Origin of the sequence: Streptomyces sp. NBC_01428, assembly GCF_036231965.1 — a bacterium.
Lineage (GTDB): Bacteria > Actinomycetota > Actinomycetes > Streptomycetales > Streptomycetaceae > Streptomyces.
In genome coordinates, this window is sequence record NZ_CP109499.1 from 3,781,145 (window position 1) to 3,799,694 (window position 18,550).

Here is an 18,550-nt window from a genome sequence, read left to right on the forward strand (position 1 = left end):
ACCAGAGAAAGGGACGAACCGGTGCCCGTCGGACGCGTGTCAGCCGGCGTACGCGGCGGGGCCCTGGAGCGCCTTCAGGTGCTGCATGCGGGTCAGCCTCAGCACGACGAGGATCGCCAGGGCGGCGGCCACGATGTCGACGACGTCGCAGAACAGGACCTGGGCGGCGGCGTCGTGGATCTCCCCGGCGGTGCCGGCCTTGGTGTACGACCTGCTGGACACCCGGTCGGTGAGCAGCACCAGGACCCAGAAGGTCCACCACACGTTGACGAGAGCGTGGCCGCTCCGGGACCCGGCGGGAGCGCTCGCGTCCCAGATGTCCAGCGTCACGCGGCGCGGGAACCACAGGCTGACCACGGGGACGAACCATCCCCAGCCGGCCCACGCCCGGGACTTGCTGTGCCCGTGCGGGCTGAACACCTCGGCGTTGCTGCGGACCCGCAGGAACCAGAGGAGGAAGACGACGACGGACCCCACCATCGTGGCCGACTGGGCGTAGCCCGACGTCGCGACCAGCGTGTCCGCGTCAGCGGCCCGCTCCTGGACGCCGTCGCCGAAGTCGCCGCCGGCGAGGGTCCCGGACACGTCGTACATCGTCCAGTCCGCCCAGACCGCGAAGAGGTCGGCGGCGATCACCAGCGCGAGCAGCGCGACGGCGGCTCTGCCGAGGCCGACCGGTGAGCGCAGCCAGGCCGGTCCGTTCGGGGACGGAAGGGGCGGCAGCGGCGGGAGCGGCCGCGCCGCGGGCATCGGCGAGACGGGCCTCGGTGGCACGGAGTGCGACGGCGGCATGGTCATGAGAACCCCCCGGGTGCACGGCACGACGGGGTGCCGACACGACGAGCCGGGCGCGCCCCTCCCCAGGGTCCCGCCCGGCACACGAATACGTATCCGGAAGATACGGTTCTGCAGAGCCGCGCGTCCAGCCGATCGCGACCGGCCCCCACCGTGCCGAAAACTGCCCGGACCAGTGCTTTCGATCCACGACGGCGAGCAGCGGCCCGGCGTCGCGCGCCCCGGCCGACCCTTCCGGCCGACCGCCCTGGGCCGACCGCTCGGCCCAGGCGCTCAGCCCAGCCGCTTCGCGAGCGCCGAGAACTCCGTCCACGACAGCTCGGGCCTGCCCGGATCCCACAGCTTCTGGACCGTGGCGCGCAGCGGCATCCGGATGCCGGCCGCGATCTGGTCCTGCGTCTGCGAGTTCGCGAGGTCGCACCAGACGGCGAAGGACCCGCCGAGGATCTGGGGGTCGTACTTCGCCGGGACCGCCGCTGTGCCGCGCAGGACGAGCGGCGTCCACTGCTCGTAGATGCGCTGTCCGGTCGGATAGACGAAGGTCTGCGGCTCGCCGAGGACGTAGTAGAGGTACTCGTCGTTGTAGTTGATGACCTTGCGGCCCGCCGACAGGTACTCGGCCGGGGGCCGGGCCCCGATCTCCTTGCCGGTCCAGTACGCCACCTGGAGATCGCCGTCGGCCTGGACGGTGCCGCCCCGGAAGAAGCCGTCGTTCCAGGCGCGTGCCGTCCTGTCGTGCCCCTGGACCACGGCGGCGCGGTCGTTCAGCCAGCCGGTCGCGAGGTCGGCGACGCTCGCGCCCGCGCCGTACTTGGCGCGCGCGGCGGTGGCGAGCTGCGGGAAGGACGCGGCCGGGTTCGACACGGTCAGGGCCTGGTACTCGTCGCCGCCGATGTGCCAGTAGGCGCCGGGGAAGAGGTCCGCGTACTCGTTGAGCAGGTCGTCGACGATGTCCGCCGCGGCGGGCTTGGAGATGTCGACGGCTCCGCGTGTGGCGGACCCGGAGACGTTGCGGAGCTGGAGGTCGGGGTGCGCGGCGATGACCGCGCCGAGGTGTCCGGGCGAGTCGATCTCGGGGACGACGGTGATGTGCCGGCTCGCGGCGAGGGCGATGATCCGGCGGACCTCGGCCTTGCTCAGGTGCTCCTTCGACACGATCTCGGGGTGCGTGTCGGACTCGATGCGGAAGCCCTGGTCGTCGGAGAAGTGCAGGCCGAGCTGGTTGAACTTCAGGTCGCCGAGCTCGCGCACCCGGTCCTCGATCCAGCCCGCCGTGAAGTGCTTGCGGGCGATGTCGAGCATGAACCCGCGCTGCGGTTTCGCGGGCCGGTCGTTCACCACGCCCTCCGGTGCCGTGCCGCCGCCGTGCACCTCCTGCTTGAGGGTGCGCGTTCCGTAGAAGACGCCGGCCTCCGCGGGGCCCTTGATCGTGACCCGGTGGTTCTTCACGGTGAGGGTGTACGACTCCGGGCCCGCGGTGCCGTCGTTCAGACCCAGCTCGACGTCGCCGTCCCTCGGGTCGTCCTGGCCCGCGTACGTCAGCTCGAGTTCCCCGGCCAGCAGCTTGCCCTCGTCTGCGAGACCGGAGTCGTCCACGACGACCCGGCCACCGGAGGCGGGGCGCCAGCCGGGGCCGTGGGCCGCGGTGTGCTCCCGTACGGCGGGAATGGTGCGCGGGGCCCGGGAGAGGGGGTAGCTCCTGCTCGGCGAGGGGCTGGGGCTGGGCGACACGCCGGCGGTCGCGGCCTTTGAGGCCTCGCCCGCACCGGCCGGTTCCCCGCTGTCGCCGCCCGGCCAGACGATCACGGCGACCGCGACGACGCCGGCGACCGCGAGACCGCCCGCGGCGATCTGGGCGCGGCGGCCCTGCCACCCTGCCTGCCGCCGCGGCGCACGCCGCCTGCCTCCACTCACGCCGCCACCCTCATTCCGTCACCGAGGCCGCTCCCCCAAAAGATCCACTCCTCCGACCAGGTGTACTCCCCCGTCGGGATGTCCACCTGCCCACTCCACCGTGAACTCTGCCCCGGCCGCCACCGCTACCGTCCACCGAGCGCTCCGAAACTCTCCCGTCCGGGTGAAATTCGGGCATCCGTCGGACAGCCTTTGCCACACCTCGATAGCGTGAGCGGCACAGGTTTCACTTCTCCCCCTGCCGAAACACACGTATCGCGCGCACGTCACGCTCACGGGACGTCGCCCCTCCTCCCCTCACCGCCGAGGATCCACGCTGACGTCTCACCGTCTCCCACGCCTCCCCGGCCAGGTCGCCCTGCCCGAACAGAAGAGCGCGGCTCCGTCCCCGGCCCGCCTCGACGGGTTCAACTCCGCGCCGGCCGAAGCGGTCACCCGGGCCCTGCTCACCTGCTGCCGCAGCCTTCGCTGGGCGCACCGGCTCGCCGCCCACCGGCCCTACCCGGATCTCGCCGCGCTTCTCGCCGCCTCCGACGAGGCGGCGTACGACCTGACCCCGGCCGACCTGGCCGAAGCCCTGGCCGGCGAGTCGCTGACGCTGCTCCCGGACGGGGCCTACTCCGCCGCCCACACCGCGCTCAGCGCCGCGCACGCGGCCTACGAGAGCCGGTTCGGGCATGTGTTCGTCATCTGTCTGGACGGCTTTCCCCCGGGCGAGGCGCTCGACCAGGTGCTCGCGGGCATCCGGTCACGGCTGACGAACGATCCCGAGGAGGAGCGGGTCACCACCGCCGAGGAGCTGCGGCGACTGGCCCGCGGCCGGCTCTCCCGCCTCGCCGTCCAGTTCGCCGCCGCGGACGCTCCCCGGCCGGGCCACGCCGATGCCGGGCGCCCGTAATAGCCCGAACGTGGCTGATTGATTGCCAGTTTGATCACATTGATAGGGCCGCTGTAAGCGTTCCGACAACACGTCGCTACGATGGCCGGGGCCGGTGGACCGTACCCGGCCGGGCCCGTCCGACACAGAAGCCGGCGCGGCCCCAATCCCCGCTCCCGGAGGGTTCTTCCGTGCCGGCTGGAACGCTGTACCGCGGCCGGGAAGGAATGTGGTCCTGGGTGGCTCATCGAGTCACCGGCGTCCTCATCTTCTTCTTCCTGTTCGTACACGTGCTGGACACCGCTCTCGTCCGTGTGTCCCCCGAGGACTACGACAAGGTCGTGTCCACGTACAAGACCCCGATCGTCGCGCTGCTGGAGTACGGCCTCGTCGCCGCCATCCTGTTCCACGCGCTGAACGGCCTGCGTGTCATCGCCGTCGACTTCTGGTCGAAGGGCCCGCGCTACCAGAAGCAGATGCTCTGGTCCGTCGTCGGTGTCTGGGTCGTGCTGATGGCCGGGGCGCTCTACCCCGTGCTCGGGCACGCATTCCGCGAAGTCTTCGGGAGCTGACGCAGATGTCCACTACTGACACCGCCGCTTCCGGCATCGGCCCCGTCGAGGGTGCCGGAGAGTTCTCGACGTACAGCGTCGACAACCCGGCCCCGTTCATCGAGGCCCCCCGCAAGCGCACCAAGAAGACCCCGAAGTCCACCCGTGGCAACTTCGAGATGTACGGCTGGCTCTTCATGCGCCTGTCCGGCATCGTCCTGGTCGTCCTGGTCATCGGCCACCTGCTCATCCAGCTCGTCCTGGACGGCGGCGTCTCCAAGATCGGCTTCGCCTTCGTGGCCGGCCGGTGGGCGAACCCCTGGTGGCAGGTCTGGGACCTGGCCATGCTGTGGCTCGCCATGCTGCACGGCGCCAACGGCCTGCGTACCGTCATCAACGACTACGCGGAGCGCGCGAACACGCGCCTGTGGCTGAAGGGCCTGCTGTACACCGCCACGGTGTTCACGATCCTGCTGGGCACGCTGGTGATCTTCACCTTCGACCCGAACATCCGCTAGGCACGGGGCTGAGGCAACCACTCATGAAGATCCACAAGTACGACACCGTCATCGTCGGCGCCGGCGGCGCCGGTATGCGCGCCGCCATCGAGTCGACGAAGCGCAGCCGCACCGCCGTGCTGACGAAGCTCTACCCCACCCGCTCCCACACCGGCGCGGCGCAGGGCGGCATGGCCGCAGCGCTCGCCAACGTGGAGGAGGACAACTGGGAGTGGCACACCTTCGACACGGTCAAGGGTGGCGACTACCTGGTCGACCAGGACGCCGCCGAGATCCTGGCGAAGGAGGCCATCGACTCGGTCCTCGACCTGGAGAAGATGGGCCTGCCCTTCAACCGGACGCCCGACGGGACGATCGACCAGCGCCGCTTCGGCGGTCACTCCCGCAACCACGGCGAGGCCCCGGTCCGCCGGTCCTGCTACGCCGCGGACCGCACCGGCCACATGATCCTCCAGACGCTGTACCAGAACTGCGTCAAGGAGGGCGTGGAGTTCTTCAACGAGTTCTACGTCCTCGACCAGCTGATCACCGAGGTCGACGGCGTCAAGCACTCGGCGGGCGTCGTCGCCTACGAGCTCGCGACCGGCGAGATCCACGTCTTCCAGGCGAAGTCCGTGATCTACGCCTCCGGCGGCACCGGCAAGTTCTTCAAGGTGACCTCCAACGCGCACACGCTGACCGGCGACGGCCAGGCCGCCGTCTACCGTCGGGGGCTGCCGCTGGAGGACATGGAGTTCTTCCAGTTCCACCCGACCGGCATCTGGCGCATGGGCATCCTGCTGACGGAGGGCGCCCGCGGTGAGGGCGGCATCCTCCGCAACAAGGACGGCGAGCGCTTCATGGAGAAGTACGCGCCGGTCATGAAGGACCTCGCGTCCCGTGACGTCGTCTCGCGCTCCATCTACACGGAGATCCGTGAGGGCCGCGGCTGCGGTCCCGAGGGCGACCACGTCTACCTCGACCTCACGCACCTCCCGCCGGAGCAGCTGGACGCCAAGCTGCCCGACATCACGGAGTTCGCGCGCACCTACCTCGGCATCGAGCCCTACACGGACCCGATCCCGATCCAGCCCACCGCGCACTACGCCATGGGCGGCATCCCCACGAACGTCCAGGGTGAGGTCCTCTCGGACAACACCACGGTCGTCCCGGGCCTGTACGCCGCCGGTGAGGTCGCCTGTGTCTCCGTGCACGGCGCCAACCGTCTCGGCACCAACTCGCTGCTCGACATCAACGTCTTCGGACGCCGTGCCGGCATCGCCGCCGCGGAGTACGCGGAGAAGACGGGCTACGTCGAGCTGCCCGAGGACCCGGCCGCCCAGGTCGTGGCCCAGGTCGAGCGTCTGCGCGACTCCACGGGCACCGAGCGGGTCGCCGCGATCCGCCTGGAGCTGCAGGAGTGCATGGACGCCAACGTGATGGTGTTCCGCACCGAGCAGACGATCAAGACGGCCGTCGAGAAGATCGCGGAGCTGCGCGAGCGCTACCTGAACGTCTCGATCCAGGACAAGGGCCGCCGGTTCAACACGGACCTCCTCGAAGCCATCGAGCTGGGCAACCTGCTCGACCTGGCCGAGGTCATGGCCGTCTCGGCGCTCGCGCGCAAGGAGTCCCGCGGCGGTCACTACCGCGAGGACTACCCGAGCCGCGACGACGTCAACTTCATGCGCCACACCATGGCGTACCGCGAGGTCGGCGACGACGGCACCGAGTCCATCCGTCTCGACTACAAGCCGGTCGTCCAGACCCGCTACCAGCCGATGGAGCGTAAGTACTGATGGCTACTCCCACCCTGGACAAGGCGGACGCGGCCGGCACGCCCGAGCCCGGTTTCGCCGACTCCCCGTACATCACCGCCACGTTCCGCATCCGGCGCTTCAACCCGGAGATCTCGGCCGAGGCGGTCTGGGAAGACTTCCAGCTGGAGATCGACCCCAAGGAGCGTGTCCTCGACGCGCTGCACAAGATCAAGTGGGAGCAGGACGGCACGCTCACGTTCCGCCGGTCCTGCGCGCACGGCATCTGCGGCTCGGACGCCATGCGGATCAACGGCAAGAACCGCCTGGCCTGCAAGACGCTGATCAAGGACCTGAACCCCGACAAGCCGATCACCGTCGAGGCCATCAAGGGCCTGACGGTGCTGAAGGACCTCGTGGTCGACATGGACCCGTTCTTCCAGGCGTACCGCGACGTGATGCCGTTCCTCATCACGAAGGACACCAACGAGCCGACGCGCGAGCGTCTGCAGTCCGCCGAGGACCGCGAGCGGTTCGACGACACCACCAAGTGCATCCTGTGCGCGGCGTGCACGTCGTCCTGCCCGGTGTTCTGGAACGACGGCCAGTACTTCGGTCCGGCCGCCATCGTGAACGCCCACCGCTTCATCTTCGACTCGCGTGACGAGGCCGGCGAGCAGCGGCTGGAGATCCTCAACGACAAGGACGGCGTGTGGCGTTGCCGCACGACGTTCAACTGCACGGACGCCTGCCCCCGAGGCATCGAGGTCACGAAGGCGATCCAGGAGGTCAAGCGCGCGCTGATCACGCGTCGCTTCTGACCGTTCCCCGCACGGCCGAAGGGCCCCGCTCCCCACTCGGGAGCGGGGCCCTTCCGCATGCCGTCAGCCGCGCAGGACGCGGCCCTGCTTGTCGGTGCGGTCGTTGCTCGTGAAGAACAGGATCGCGTCGATCAGGGCCCAGACGCCGAGGCCGCCGCAGGTGAAGAGCTGGGCGATGGCGACACCGGTGGAGCCGACGTAGAAACGGCCGGCGCCGAGGCCGCCCAGGAACAGCTGGAGAACTCCGGCGATCACCTTGGACTTGTCGGAGTAGGGACGGCCCTGCGGGTCGTAGCCGTAGGGCGCGTCAGGGGTGGGGACGGTCATGAGTACTGCTCCTGGATCACTGAAGACGGCCGGAGCGGTTCGCTCCGGTGAGCGCCCAGGAGGGGTCCCATGGCGAAGTCCGCGCATGGATGGCGTGCACGTCATCCCCCCTGTGCCGTCGGAGCGTACGGAGATTCATGCACGTCATGGGAGAGAAATTGATCAATCTTGCCCATTCCGTGATCATGATCCGTTCGCTGCCGAGGGAGAGCGACCGCACCTCGGCTAGACGACGTTGCGGAGCACCGTCCAGGCGACCGCCGTCAGAAGCACCAACAGCTGCGTGCGCGGCTTCAGTTGGGGGCTCCACCGGCGTCCGCGCAGACCCTCGACCATCCAGCGCGCCAGCAGGGCGAGGGCGAACGGCGCGGCGAGGAGCAGCATCCGGTTGTCGTGCCAGGCGGTGGCGAGGTGACCGTGCATCAGGTCGTAGACCATGCGCGTGCCGCCGCAGGCGGGGCAGAGCAGACCGGTGAGATACCGGAACGGGCAGCCGGGCAGCAGGTGGCCCGGCTCGTGCGGATCGGTGACGTACAGATAGCCGGCCCCGGCCGTCCCGGCGGCGAGCACCGCGAGAGGTGCCGCCGCCGGGTGCCGCAGCGCGACCCGGCGCGCCGCGACGGAGTCAGCCACGCAGGACCCGGCCGTCGGAGTCGGTGGCGCTGTTGCCGACGAGCAGCATGATGCCGTCGATCAGGGCCCAGACACCGAGGCCGCCGCAGGTGAGGAGCTGGGCTATGCCGATGCCGACGTTGCCCATGTAGAAACGCCCGATGCCGAGGCTGCCCAGGGCGAGCTGGAGGACACCGGCGACGATCTTCGACTTCTCGGAGTACGGGCGGCCGTAGGGGTCGTAGCCGTACGGGGCGTTCGGGTCGCCGGTGTAGGTGCCGGGCGGGACCGGACCACCGGGGTAGCCGCCCGGCCCCGGGTACCCGCCCGGTCCCGCGTAGCCGCCCGGTCCCGGGTACCCGCCGGGCCCGGGGTAGCCGTACTGCCCCGGGTTGTCGTACGGGCCCTGCTGGCCGTACGGGCCGGGCTGCCCGGCGCCGTAGGGGCCGGTACCGCCGGGCGGGGTCGCTCCGGCGTTCGGGTAGCCGTAGCCGGGCGGCTGGTTCGGGGGCTGCGGCGGCTGGTGCGGCTGGTCGGTCAAGGTGCTGACTCCTGGTGTGCCCGCACGGGACGGCGCGGGACTGGGGTTCGAAGGCGACGATCGGTCAGGCCATCTTGCAGGAGGGGGCCCACGGCGGAGAAGTGGGTCCGCCCCACGGACTCCGCTCCCCGTCGGAGCCGGCCGAGGATCGCCCGACCGGTGACCCTCCGGCCCCCGCCCCGCCGCCGCCGTCGGCGGTGGCGGTGGCGTGGATCGCCTCAACGGGTGATCACATGGTCGGCCCCCGGTCCGGCCCGCGATGACCGTCCCCGCCCCTCCCTAACCTGATGGCATGTCAGATGACGTGTCATACGAGCTGCTCGGACTCGACAACGTACTGCTCCCCGTAGGGAACCTCGGCGAGGCGGTGAGCTTCTACGAGCGGGCCGGCTTCCCGCTCGCCTTCCAGCTCGACGAGGCGGGCATCGCCCTGCTGAAGATCGGCAAGGAGACGCCCGGGGTGCTGCTGCGCCTCGACGACGAACTGAGCCACCGGCCGCCGCCGTGGGCGTCGCCGCGCCTGTGGCTGGAGGTGCCCGACGCCCGGTCCGCGGCCCGCGCCCTGGCGGCGGCGGGCATCCCGCCGCTCGACGAGCCCTTCTCCGTCGCCACCGGCTGGACCGTCGAGTTCGCCGACCCCTGGGGCAACGTCATCGGCCTGACGGACTACACCAAGCGCCCGGAACTCGCGCGCAGGGCCTGAGAGTCGGGGCGGCGGCACGCGGCCGGGCCCGGTGCCGAAGTCTGCCCGGATCCGACTTGAACATGTTCAAAAGCAGGTCTACATTCATCCCTGACAGCGTTTTGAACGCGTTCAAGAAGGGGTGGGGACATGGACCTCACAGTCGTCGCGTACGTCATCTATCTGCTCGTCAGCATCGCGCTGACGGTCTGGGTGGCGCGCACGCTGAGCACCAACGGGCGGATCTTCCTGTCGGACGTCCTGCGCGGGAACGAGAAGCTCGCCGACGCCGTCAACCACCTGCTGGTGGTGGGCTTCTACCTGGTCAACCTGGGCTTCGTCGCGCTCTACCTGCACCAGAGCGACGAGATCTCCAACGCCCGCGAGATCTTCGAGGCCCTCTCGACCAAGCTGGGCGTCGTCCTGCTGGTCCTCGGTGTGATGCACCTGGGCAACGTGTACGTGCTCAACAAGATCCGCCGCCGGGGCGTCATGGAGCGGGAGCAGACCCCGCCGGTGCAGCCGACCGACTGGGCCGCGCCCGCGGCCGGGATGTGAGAGCGGTGACCGGCATCCAGGCCGGCCCGGGCCGGGACGCCCCGCGCGTCCCGGTCCGCGGGCTCACCGTCCTGCACGACCCGCGCTGCTCGCTGTGCGCCTTCCTGACCCACTGGCTCGCCCGGCAGGCGCAGCTGGTCCCCCTGCGCTTCGTGCCGGTCGGCTCCGAAGAGGCCCGGCGGCGCTTCCCCGGGCTCGACCACCGCGCCACCCTGAGCGAGATCACCGTCGTGGGCGACGCGGGCCAGGTCTACCAGGGGGCGCCCGCCTGGATCGTCACCCTGTGGGCGCTGCGCGAGTACCGGGCGCTGGCCCACCGGCTGAGCACCCCCACCGGGGCGAAGTTCGCCCGGGGCGCCGTCCTCGCCGCCGCCAAGTGGCGTGAGGCGCAGCGGTCCGAGCGGTGGGGCGGCGGGGCCTACCACTGGGGCGACGGGTGGAGTTACGACCCGGCGGCGGGCTGGACGTACGCGCCGCCCTGCGACAGCGGCGGATGTTCCCCCGCTCCCACTGGTTAGGCTCGTCCCGTGCCAGCACCGACAGACAGCCCCGGCCCCAGCGAGTCCTCCGTACCCTCCGCCTCCCCGGCCCCGGCGGCCAAGGACGCGGGCAGGAGCCCCGGCAAGAGCGAGCAGACCCGGGCCCTGATCCTGGAGACCGCGATGCGGCTGTTCCAGGAGCGGGGCTACGACAAGACGACCATGCGGGCCATCGCCCAGGAGGCCGGGGTCTCGGTCGGGAACGCGTACTACTACTTCGCCGGCAAGGAGCACCTGATCCAGGGCTTCTACGACCGGATCGCGAGCGAGCACCAGGAGGCCGTCCGCGAGGTGCTGGACCGCGAGACCGACCTGGAGGCCCGGCTGGGCGGCGTGCTGAAGGTGTGGCTGGACATCGCCACGCCCTTCCACGAGTTCGCGGTGCAGTTCTTCAAGAACGCCGCGGACCCGGACAGCCCGCTCAGCCCCTTCTCCCCCGAGTCGGAGCACGCGCGCGCGGAGGCCATCAGCGTCCACAAGGAGGTGCTGGCCGGGGCGAAGACGAAGGTGCCCGAGGAGCTGCGCGAGATCCTCCCGGAGCTGATGTGGCTCTCCCAGATGGGGCTCGTCCTGTACTGGGTCTTCGACCGTACGGAGGGCCGCGAGCGCAGCTACCGGCTCGCCGAGCGCGGTGCGCGGCTGACCGCGCGCGGTGTCTCGCTGGCCCGGTTCCGGCTGCTGCGTCCCCTCGTCCACGAGGTGCACGAGCTGTTCACGGACTTCCTGCCCGGGATGACGAAGGCGCTGCCCGACCCGGCGAAGAAGGCGGACAGGCCCGCGAAGAGGACGGACAAGAAGGAGGCGTAAGGGGCGCCCGTCCATGGCGGGAGCCCCTTACGTCGTCGGTTCGCTCCTGTCGTGGCCTCAGTTGACCGCGTCGGCGTCCACCTCGCCCGCCGTCAGCTCCACGTCGTGCACCAGCGGCTGGTCGGCCACCACGACGTGCCGGGCCCGCGCCCCGTACGAACGGGCCGTCGCCGAGAGCAGATACGTGCCCGGCGCCGGGACCGAGACGATGTACGAACCGTCGGCCAGCGAGGTCACGCGGTCGAGCTGACGGCCGCCCTTGGACAGCAGGGTGAGGACCGCGCCGTCGACGGGCACACCCTCCGCGTCACGGACGAGACCGTGGACGACGGTCGCGCCGCCCTCGACGGGGGCGGGCTCCTCGGCGGGCGGCGCCTCGGCCGGTTCGACCGCCAGGTGCGGCAGCCGCTTCTCCAGCCCCGCGGGCAGCCACCAGTTGGAGTCGCCGAGCAGGTGCATCGCGGCCGGCACCAGGGCCGTACGCAGGATGAAGGCGTCCAGCGCGACGGCGGCGGCCAGCCCGACGCCCGCCATCGCGGCTCCGGAGTCGCCGCTCAGGACGAAGGCCAGGAAGACGCAGACCATGATCAGCGCGGCGGAGTTGATGACCCGGCTGGTCTCGGCGAGACCGACCCGCACCGCCCGGGCGTTGTCCTTGGTGTGCACCCATTCCTCGTGCATGCGGCTCACCAGGAACACCTGGTAGTCCATGGACAGTCCGAAGAGGAGCGAGAGCATGATGACGGGCAGGAAGGCGTTGATCGGGCCCTCCTTGCCGAGGCCGAGGAGTTCCAGGCCCCAGCCCCACTGGAAGACCGCGGTGAGGACGCCGAAGGACGCGGCGGCGGCGATCAGGTTCATCAGCGCGGCCGTCAGCGGGACCACCAGCGAGCGGAAGGCGACCAGCAGGAGCAGGAAGCCGAGGCCGATGATCGTGGCGACGAAGTACGGGAGCCGGTCGCCGGTGATCGTGGCGAAGTCCTTCGACACGGCGGTGACACCTCCGACGTGCGCCGTCGCGCCCGCGTCCGGGATGACCCGGTCCCGCAGGGTGTCGATGAGCTCGTCGGTCCTCTGCGACTGCGGTGACGTCGTCGGCACCACCTGGACGACGGTCACGCCGTGCGCGGGCGGCAGCGCCGCGACCCTGGCCACGCCGGGCGTGCCGTCGATGCCCTTCACCAGGGCGTCCGTGTCACCGGCGGTGACCACCACCTGCAAGGGGCCGTTGAAGCCGGGCCCGAAGCCCTCCGCGAGCAGGTCGTAGGCCTTCCTGGTGGTGGTCGTGGCGTCGTCGTTGCCCTGGTCGGTGGCGCCGAGGCGCAGCGACAGGACGGGGATCGCGAGGATCGCCATGACGGCCAGCGCGACGGCGGCGATCGCCTTGGGCCGGCGCTGCACGGTCGAGGACCAGCGGGCCGCTGCGCCGCTCGTCCGCTCCGGCTCGGGGCCCCGCTCGGCGAGCCTGCGCCGCTGGCGGCGGCTGAGCACCCGTACCCCGAGCATTCCCAGCAGGGCCGGCAGCAGGGTGGTGGCCGCGAGGACGCTGAACACGACGGTGAGGGACGTCCCGATGACCACCCCGTCCAGGAAGCGCAGGTTCGTCACGAGCATGCCGGCGAGCGCGATGCACACCGTGCCGCCCGCGAACAGCACCGCCCGGCCCGAGGTGTTGAGGGCGGTGACCGCCGACTCCTCGGGCTCCATGCCGCGCAGGATGCCCCGCCGGTGGCGGGTGACGATGAACAGCGCGTAGTCGATGCCGACACCGAGGCCGATCAGGGTCGCCAACAGCGGTGCCAGGTCGGGGATGTCGGTGCTGTGGCTGAGCAACTGCGTGGAGAACAGGCCCGTACCGACACCGAAGACGGCGATGCCGATGGGCAGCAGCATCGCGTAGAACGAGCCGAACGCGAGGAAGAGGACGACGGCCGCGGCCAGGATGCCGACCATCTCGGCCAGTCCGGTGGGCGGTTCCTGCACCCGCTGGATCGCCTGACCGCCCAACTCGACCTGAAGCCCGTCCCGTCCGGCGTCCCGGGCGGTGTCGAGGACGTCCTGGACCAGTTCCTTGGGTACGGCGTTCGCCTGCTCGGTGAAGGTGATCTGGGCGTACGCGATCCTGCCGTTCCGGCTGATCTGCGCGGCGCCCCGCTCCCCCTCGTACGGTCCCGCGACGGCGCCGACGCCCTTCATGCCGGCGATCTCGTCCAGCGCGGGCTGGATCCGGGAACGGACGGACGCATCCCCGACCGTCCCCTCCTCGACCTTCCACACCACCGTGTCGGTGTCCCCCGCGCTCTCCGGGAAGGCCTTCTCCATCTGGTCGTACGCGCGCTTGGAGTCCGTGTTCGGGAGCGAGAACACGTTCGCGTAGTCCGTGCCCGCGGTGGTCGCCGCGAAGCCCAGACCGAACAGTGCGCCCACCCACAGCAACAGGACCACCAGCCGATGCCGATAGCACCAACGTGCCAATGCCGCCACGCTCAACGCTCCTTGTCCGCTTGGTCGATCGGTCGGTCCCCCAGGTCCTGCACACCAGGATCGACGGCGCCGCGCACCCCGCGACACGACGCGCCCATGACTCTCAAGGAACTCCAAAGGGGGAACTGCCCCCGCCGTCGACGGCCCCGCCGATACTGGGGGCATGAGCGCACACGAGGGATCCACCGTCCTCGTCGTCGAGGACGAGCCGAGCATCGCCGACGTCCTGACCATCGCGCTGCGCTACCACCGGTTCGAGGTGATGGCCGCCGGGACCGTCCGCGAGGCCCTCGAACTCGCCGAGCGCACCCGCCCCGACGCGGCCCTGCTCGACATCATGCTGCCGGACGGCGACGGCCGGGCCCTCGGCCGTGAACTGCGGGCGCGCCGGCCCGGACTGGCCATCGTGTTCCTCACCGCGCGGGACGCGCCCGCCGAGATCGTCGGCGCCCTCGGCTTCGGCGACGACTACATCACCAAGCCGTTCAACATCGACGAGGTCGTCGCCCGTATCACCGCCGTGCTGCGCCGGACACGGCCCGACGACGTCCTGCCGCAGCGCCCGCCGCTGCGGTACGGCGATCTGGAGCTGGACGAGACGACGTACCGCGTGCACCGCGCGGGCACCACCGTCGAGCTCACCCCCACGGAGTACGCCCTGCTGCGCTTCCTCGTCCGCAACGGCGGACGGATCGTGCCCAAGGAGCAACTCCTGCGCCACGTCTGGCAGTACGAGCATCCGGCCGAGTCCACCGTCGTGGAGACGTACATCAGCTATCTGCGGCGCAAGCTCGAACCGCTGGGGCCACCGGTGATCCAGACCCGGCGGGGCGTCGGGTACGGGCTCGCGTGAGGCCGCCCGCCCGGTCCTCGCTCCCCCGCCCGCGCCGCCGGCACGGCGTCCACTCGCTCCGCGGCCAGCTCACCCTCGCGAACGTCGCGCTCCTCGCCCTCGGCATCGTGACGGCGACCGCGGTGAGCCTGATGGGCATGCGGCACTATCTCCTCGACCAGGTGGACACCCAACTCGTGAAGACCCGCGAGTCGCTCGGCGTCTCCCGGCTCACCATGACCCAGATCGACTCGCTGACCGCCCTGACCTTCGTCCGGGACCGGATCGGGCCGGCCGTGGACGGATCGCCCAAGCCCGACTCCCTCTTCGCCGCCGTCGACCGGCGGGGCCGGGCCGTCGAGGTCGCCGGCTTCGAACCCACCGACACGCAGAGTGCGTTCGCCGCCGCCGTGGACGACCCCGGAGCGCTCGCCCACGACGACGACCCGCACGACATCACCGTCCACGGCGCCGACTACAGGGCGACCGGAGCCCGCCTCGCCGACGGCACGTACGTCCTGTTCGCCACCTCGACAGACGGGCTGCACAAGGGCATCGCGAAGGCCCTCAAGCTCGATCTGACCGTCGGCACCCTGCTGTTGGCGCTCCTCGCCTGCCTCACCATGTTCAGCGTGCGCCGCAGGATGCTGCCGCTGGAGGCCATGGTGGAGACCTCGTCGGCCATCGCCGACGGCGACCTCACCCGGCGCGTGCCCTCCAGCCACCGCCCGACCCAGGAGGTCGAACAGCTGCGGCTCGCCCTCAACTCCATGCTCCAGCAGGTCGAGTCGGCCCACCGGACCCGTGAACGCAGCACCGCCCAGCTGCGCCGGTTCGTCGGCGACGCCTCGCACGAACTACGCACCCCGCTGGCGGCGATACGCGGCTACCTCCAGCTCTACGACAAGGGGATGCTCACCGACCCCGTCGAGCGCCGCCGGGCCTGGGACCGGATGAACGGCGAGGCCGACCGCATGGGCCGCCTCGTCGACGAACTCCTCACCCTGGCCCGCCTCGACCAGCGGCCCGAACTGCGCTTCCGCAGCGTCGACCTGAGCCGGCTGGTGCGGGACGCCGCCGAGGACCTGCGTGCTCAGCAGCCCGGCCGTCCGGTGACCGTGGACGCCGACGGCACCCTGCTGGTGCAGGCCGACGAGTCCGGGCTGCGCCAGGTGCTGGGCAACCTCGTGGGCAACGTGCGCACCCACACCCCCGCCGACGTGCCGGTGCGGATCGGCCTGGAGCGCGCGGACGGTGTCGTACGGCTGTGTGTCGCGGACAAGGGTCCGGGGCTCGCCGAGGAGGACGCGACGCGCGTCTTCGACCGCTTCTTCCGGACGGGTCGCGGCGCGGGCAGCGGACTCGGCATGGCCATCGTGCACGGCGTGGTGACGGCTCACGGGGGCGGCGTGGCCGTGCGGACGGCACCCGGCGAGGGCCTCGACGTGACGGTCACCCTGCCCGTGCGGTGAGGCGGCGGGTCCGCGGGCGTCTCGGTCCGGCCCGCGGACCCGCCGAGGCTGAGGCGCCCCTCTGGTGCCGCTGTGACCTGCGGGAACGGACTTGGGGAGATGCTGACCCGGGCGATTGAACACCGGCCCGCACGGTCCCGTACACCTCGATGAAGGCGGCATCGGTCTCCACGCCCCGGTCCGTCACGCCACCACCGCGCCGCGCACGGAAGGACCGCCGGGTTGTCGTTCACATCGAGCTCTCGACAGCTGCCGAACACGGACGAGACGCCGGAACGGGAGACGCCCGAACCGGACGCGCCCTCCTCCGGAATCGAGCAGCCCGGCCCGGCCCCCCAGGATGCGTCGGAGGGCGCCCCCGATCACGCGCGGGACACCACCGACGCGGAGCCCGGGCAGAATGTGCCCTCCTCCGGGCCCGAGCAGCCCGCTCCCACCGCCGAGCGACAGCCGGCCGTCGGCATCGCGCACGACACGACGGACCCGGAGCCCGAGCGCGGCGCGACCGATGCGGAACCGGAGCCGGTCGTGCGGGCGCCGGAGGGCGAGGTCCCGGCCGGGAGCGGCGCCGGGTCGTCGTCCGACGAGGACGACGGCGGGGACGACGGCGGGGACGACGGCGAGGAACCGGTCCCGGTCTCCCCGCCCCCGTCGGCCGGCCACGCGGACGAGGGCACGGACGGGAGCACGGACGAGGGCGGGGACGAGGGCGGGGACGAGGGCGGGGACGAGGGCGGGCAGACAGGCCCCGCGGCCCCCTCGGCCGGAGGCGTCGGAGAGGCGGCTCCCCCGAGCGGACGGGTGCGTGGGTGGCGGGGGCGGTATCCGGTCGCCGCGACCGTCCTCGCGTGGACGGTGACCGGTCTCGCCGCCGTGCTCGTGCTGTTCGCGCTGCTCATGCCCGGCAAGGCGGACCAGTTCCACCCGGCACAGTTCCTGCGCGTGCCGGTGGAGGCCGTGTTCGGCGCCGCCCTGGTGCTCGTTCTGCCGCGCAGGCCGCGGATCGCCGTCTCGGCGGTCGCCGGGCTCGCCCTCGGCGTCCTGACCGTCCTGAACCTCCTCGACGTCGGCTTCAACGAATACCTGGGCCGTGGCTTCAACGTCGTCCTCGACTGGGCCCTGTTCAGCGACGCGCAGGCCTACCTCCAGGACACCTTCGGCGGGGGCGGCGCGCTCGGCATCGCGATCCTGGCCGTGGTGCTCGTGATCACCGTTCTGGCACTCGTCACGCTGTCGGTGGTCCGGCTGGGCAGCCTGGTGGCCCGCAACTCCGAGGTGGCGACGCGCGCCACGCTGGTGGCGGCCATCGTCTGGGTGACGTGCGCGGCGCTCGGCGTGCAGGTCACCGGCGTGCCCATCGCCTCCGAGCATGTCGCGCTGGCGGTCCAGGACCGGGCCCACCGGGTCCGCGACACGATCAGGGACGAGGCCGAGTTCCAGAAGATCGCGAAGAAGGACACCTTCGCGAACACGCCGCCCGACCAGCTCCTGACGGACCTGCGCGGCAAGGACATGATGATCACCTTCATCGAGAGCTACGGGCGCAGCGCCATCGAGGACCCGGTGATGGCTCCGGGCGTCGACGCGACGCTGACCGCGGAGAACAAGAAGCTCACCGGGGCCGGGTTCGCGGCGAAGAGCGGCTGGCTCACGTCGGCGACGTACGGCGGAAGCAGCTGGCTCGGCCACTCGACGTTCCTGTCGGGCCTGTGGATCAACAACCAGCAGCGCTACCGCACCGTCACCGCGGGAGATCACCTGACGCTCCCCGGCGCCTTCAAGAAGACGGGCGACTGGGACACCGTGGGCGTGATGCCGGGCGTCCAGAAGGCCTGGCCCGAGCAGAAGTTCTACGGCATCGACAAGCTCTACGACTCCCGCGACCTCGGCTACCGGGGCCCGAAGTTCAGCTGGTCCACGATGCCCGACCAGTACGCGCTGACCGCGTTCGAGCGCCTGGTGCACGGCAAGAAGCACGACAAGCCGCTCATGTCGACGATCATCCTGACGTCGAGTCACCAGCCGTGGGCACCCATCCCCAGGACCGTCCCGCAGGACCAGGTCGGCGACGGATCGGTCTACGACGCGATCGAGAAGGCCGGCAAGCGGCCCGGGGACATCATCACCGACGCGCGGAAGTCGAAGGAGGAGTACGGCAAGTCCATCCAGTACTCGGTGACGAGCCTCATCGACTACCTGGTGAAGTACGGCGACAAGAACACCGTCCTGATCTTCCTCGGCGACCACCAGCCGATCGCCCGGGTCAGCGGCGACCACGCCAGCCGCGACGTACCCGTCTCGATCGTCGCCAAGGACCCGAAGGTGCTCGACCGGATCGCCGACTGGGGCTGGACGGACGGCCTCCGGCCCGAGCACAACGCACCGGTCTGGAAGATGAGCGCGTTCCGGGACCGCTTCCTGACGGCGTACGGATCGACTCCGCACTCCTGACGGCCGTCCCGTGGCGCCGCCGACGGCGCCACG

General features: G+C 71.1%; 18 protein-coding genes. 12 read left to right on the top strand and 6 right to left on the bottom strand.

Annotation, left to right across the window (positions count from 1 at the left end; all coding sequences use genetic code 11):
* Nucleotides 1–39: 39 nt before the first annotated feature.
* Both OG406_RS16295 and OG406_RS16300 read right to left on the bottom strand, forming a co-directional pair.
* Nucleotides 40–798, bottom strand: coding sequence for a DUF4328 domain-containing protein (locus OG406_RS16295; protein ID WP_327409078.1), 759 nt, complete (start codon nt 796–798; stop codon nt 40–42).
* 270 nt (nt 799–1,068) lie between these two features.
* On the bottom strand, nt 1,069–2,601 hold the full coding sequence (locus OG406_RS16300) for a beta-N-acetylhexosaminidase (RefSeq protein WP_329190832.1): 1,533 nt from the start codon (nt 2,599–2,601) through the stop codon (nt 1,069–1,071).
* Nucleotides 2,602–3,025: 424 nt separating this feature from the next.
* On the opposite strand from OG406_RS16300, the gene OG406_RS16305 reads away from it, so the two are divergent.
* The 5 genes from OG406_RS16305 (at nt 3,026) to OG406_RS16325 (ending at nt 7,212) form a co-directional block, all read left to right on the top strand.
* Nucleotides 3,026–3,607: a 2-oxo-4-hydroxy-4-carboxy-5-ureidoimidazoline decarboxylase gene (locus OG406_RS16305; protein ID WP_164369438.1), complete on the top strand. Its 582-nt coding sequence runs from the start codon at nt 3,026–3,028 to the stop codon at nt 3,605–3,607.
* Between the two features lie 170 nt (nt 3,608–3,777).
* The gene (gene sdhC / locus OG406_RS16310) at nt 3,778–4,158 is read left to right on the top strand and encodes a succinate dehydrogenase, cytochrome b556 subunit (protein WP_081219016.1); all 381 of its coding nucleotides are present in this window, start codon (nt 3,778–3,780) and stop codon (nt 4,156–4,158) included.
* Nucleotides 4,159–4,163: 5 nt separating this feature from the next.
* Nucleotides 4,164–4,655: a succinate dehydrogenase hydrophobic membrane anchor subunit gene (locus OG406_RS16315; RefSeq protein WP_164369385.1), complete on the top strand. Its 492-nt coding sequence runs from the start codon at nt 4,164–4,166 to the stop codon at nt 4,653–4,655.
* Between the two features lie 23 nt (nt 4,656–4,678).
* Nucleotides 4,679–6,433: a succinate dehydrogenase flavoprotein subunit gene (gene sdhA / locus OG406_RS16320; RefSeq protein WP_164369384.1), complete on the top strand. Its 1,755-nt coding sequence runs from the start codon at nt 4,679–4,681 to the stop codon at nt 6,431–6,433.
* Nucleotides 6,433–7,212, top strand: a complete 780-nt coding sequence (locus tag OG406_RS16325) for a succinate dehydrogenase iron-sulfur subunit (RefSeq protein ID WP_329186368.1) — start codon at nt 6,433–6,435, stop codon at nt 7,210–7,212. Before sdhA ends, OG406_RS16325 begins: the two co-directional genes overlap by 1 nt.
* A gap of 63 nt (nt 7,213–7,275) precedes the next feature.
* On the opposite strand, the gene OG406_RS16330 is transcribed toward OG406_RS16325, so the two are convergent.
* From OG406_RS16330 to OG406_RS16340, 3 genes are all read right to left on the bottom strand, one after another.
* A complete protein-coding gene (locus OG406_RS16330; protein WP_164369382.1) occupies nt 7,276–7,539 on the bottom strand; it encodes a TM2 domain-containing protein in 264 nt (87 codons plus the stop codon).
* Nucleotides 7,540–7,764: 225 nt separating this feature from the next.
* Nucleotides 7,765–8,172, bottom strand: a complete 408-nt coding sequence (locus OG406_RS16335; RefSeq protein WP_164369381.1) for a DUF2752 domain-containing protein — start codon at nt 8,170–8,172, stop codon at nt 7,765–7,767.
* On the bottom strand, nt 8,165–8,692 hold the full coding sequence (locus OG406_RS16340; protein ID WP_164369380.1) for a TM2 domain-containing protein: 528 nt from the start codon (nt 8,690–8,692) through the stop codon (nt 8,165–8,167). Before OG406_RS16340 ends, OG406_RS16335 begins: the two co-directional genes overlap by 8 nt.
* Nucleotides 8,693–8,984: 292 nt before the next feature.
* Here OG406_RS16340 and OG406_RS16345 point away from each other — a divergent pair, with 292 nt between their 5' ends.
* The 4 genes from OG406_RS16345 (at nt 8,985) to OG406_RS16360 (ending at nt 11,278) form a co-directional block, all read left to right on the top strand.
* On the top strand, nt 8,985–9,395 hold the full coding sequence (locus OG406_RS16345; protein WP_327409080.1) for a VOC family protein: 411 nt from the start codon (nt 8,985–8,987) through the stop codon (nt 9,393–9,395).
* Between the two features lie 129 nt (nt 9,396–9,524).
* On the top strand, nt 9,525–9,932 hold the full coding sequence (locus OG406_RS16350) for a hypothetical protein (RefSeq protein WP_239154644.1): 408 nt from the start codon (nt 9,525–9,527) through the stop codon (nt 9,930–9,932).
* 5 nt (nt 9,933–9,937) lie between these two features.
* Nucleotides 9,938–10,450, top strand: a complete 513-nt coding sequence (locus OG406_RS16355) for a thiol-disulfide oxidoreductase DCC family protein (RefSeq protein WP_266847325.1) — start codon at nt 9,938–9,940, stop codon at nt 10,448–10,450.
* 9 nt (nt 10,451–10,459) lie between these two features.
* Nucleotides 10,460–11,278: a TetR/AcrR family transcriptional regulator gene (locus OG406_RS16360; protein ID WP_329186373.1), complete on the top strand. Its 819-nt coding sequence runs from the start codon at nt 10,460–10,462 to the stop codon at nt 11,276–11,278.
* A 57-nt stretch (nt 11,279–11,335) separates the two neighbouring features.
* Here OG406_RS16360 and OG406_RS16365 read toward each other — a convergent pair whose 3' ends face one another.
* Nucleotides 11,336–13,753 carry an MMPL family transporter gene (locus OG406_RS16365; RefSeq protein WP_164369436.1) on the bottom strand — a complete coding sequence of 806 codons (2,418 nt, stop codon included), beginning with the start codon at nt 13,751–13,753 and terminating at the stop codon, nt 11,336–11,338.
* 172 nt (nt 13,754–13,925) lie between these two features.
* On the opposite strand from OG406_RS16365, the gene OG406_RS16370 reads away from it, so the two are divergent.
* The 3 genes from OG406_RS16370 to OG406_RS16380 all read left to right on the top strand — a co-directional run bounded on the left by OG406_RS16370 (nt 13,926) and on the right by OG406_RS16380 (nt 18,517).
* Nucleotides 13,926–14,615, top strand: coding sequence for a response regulator transcription factor (locus OG406_RS16370; protein ID WP_081219006.1), 690 nt, complete (start codon nt 13,926–13,928; stop codon nt 14,613–14,615).
* Nucleotides 14,612–16,066: a sensor histidine kinase gene (locus tag OG406_RS16375; protein WP_329186376.1), complete on the top strand. Its 1,455-nt coding sequence runs from the start codon at nt 14,612–14,614 to the stop codon at nt 16,064–16,066. The genes OG406_RS16370 and OG406_RS16375 overlap by 4 nt, the downstream gene beginning before the upstream one ends.
* 222 nt (nt 16,067–16,288) lie before the next feature.
* Nucleotides 16,289–18,517 (top strand): sulfatase-like hydrolase/transferase, encoded by a 2,229-nt coding sequence (locus OG406_RS16380; RefSeq protein WP_329186377.1) that lies wholly within the window; start codon nt 16,289–16,291, stop codon nt 18,515–18,517.
* Nucleotides 18,518–18,550: the final 33 nt, after the last annotated feature.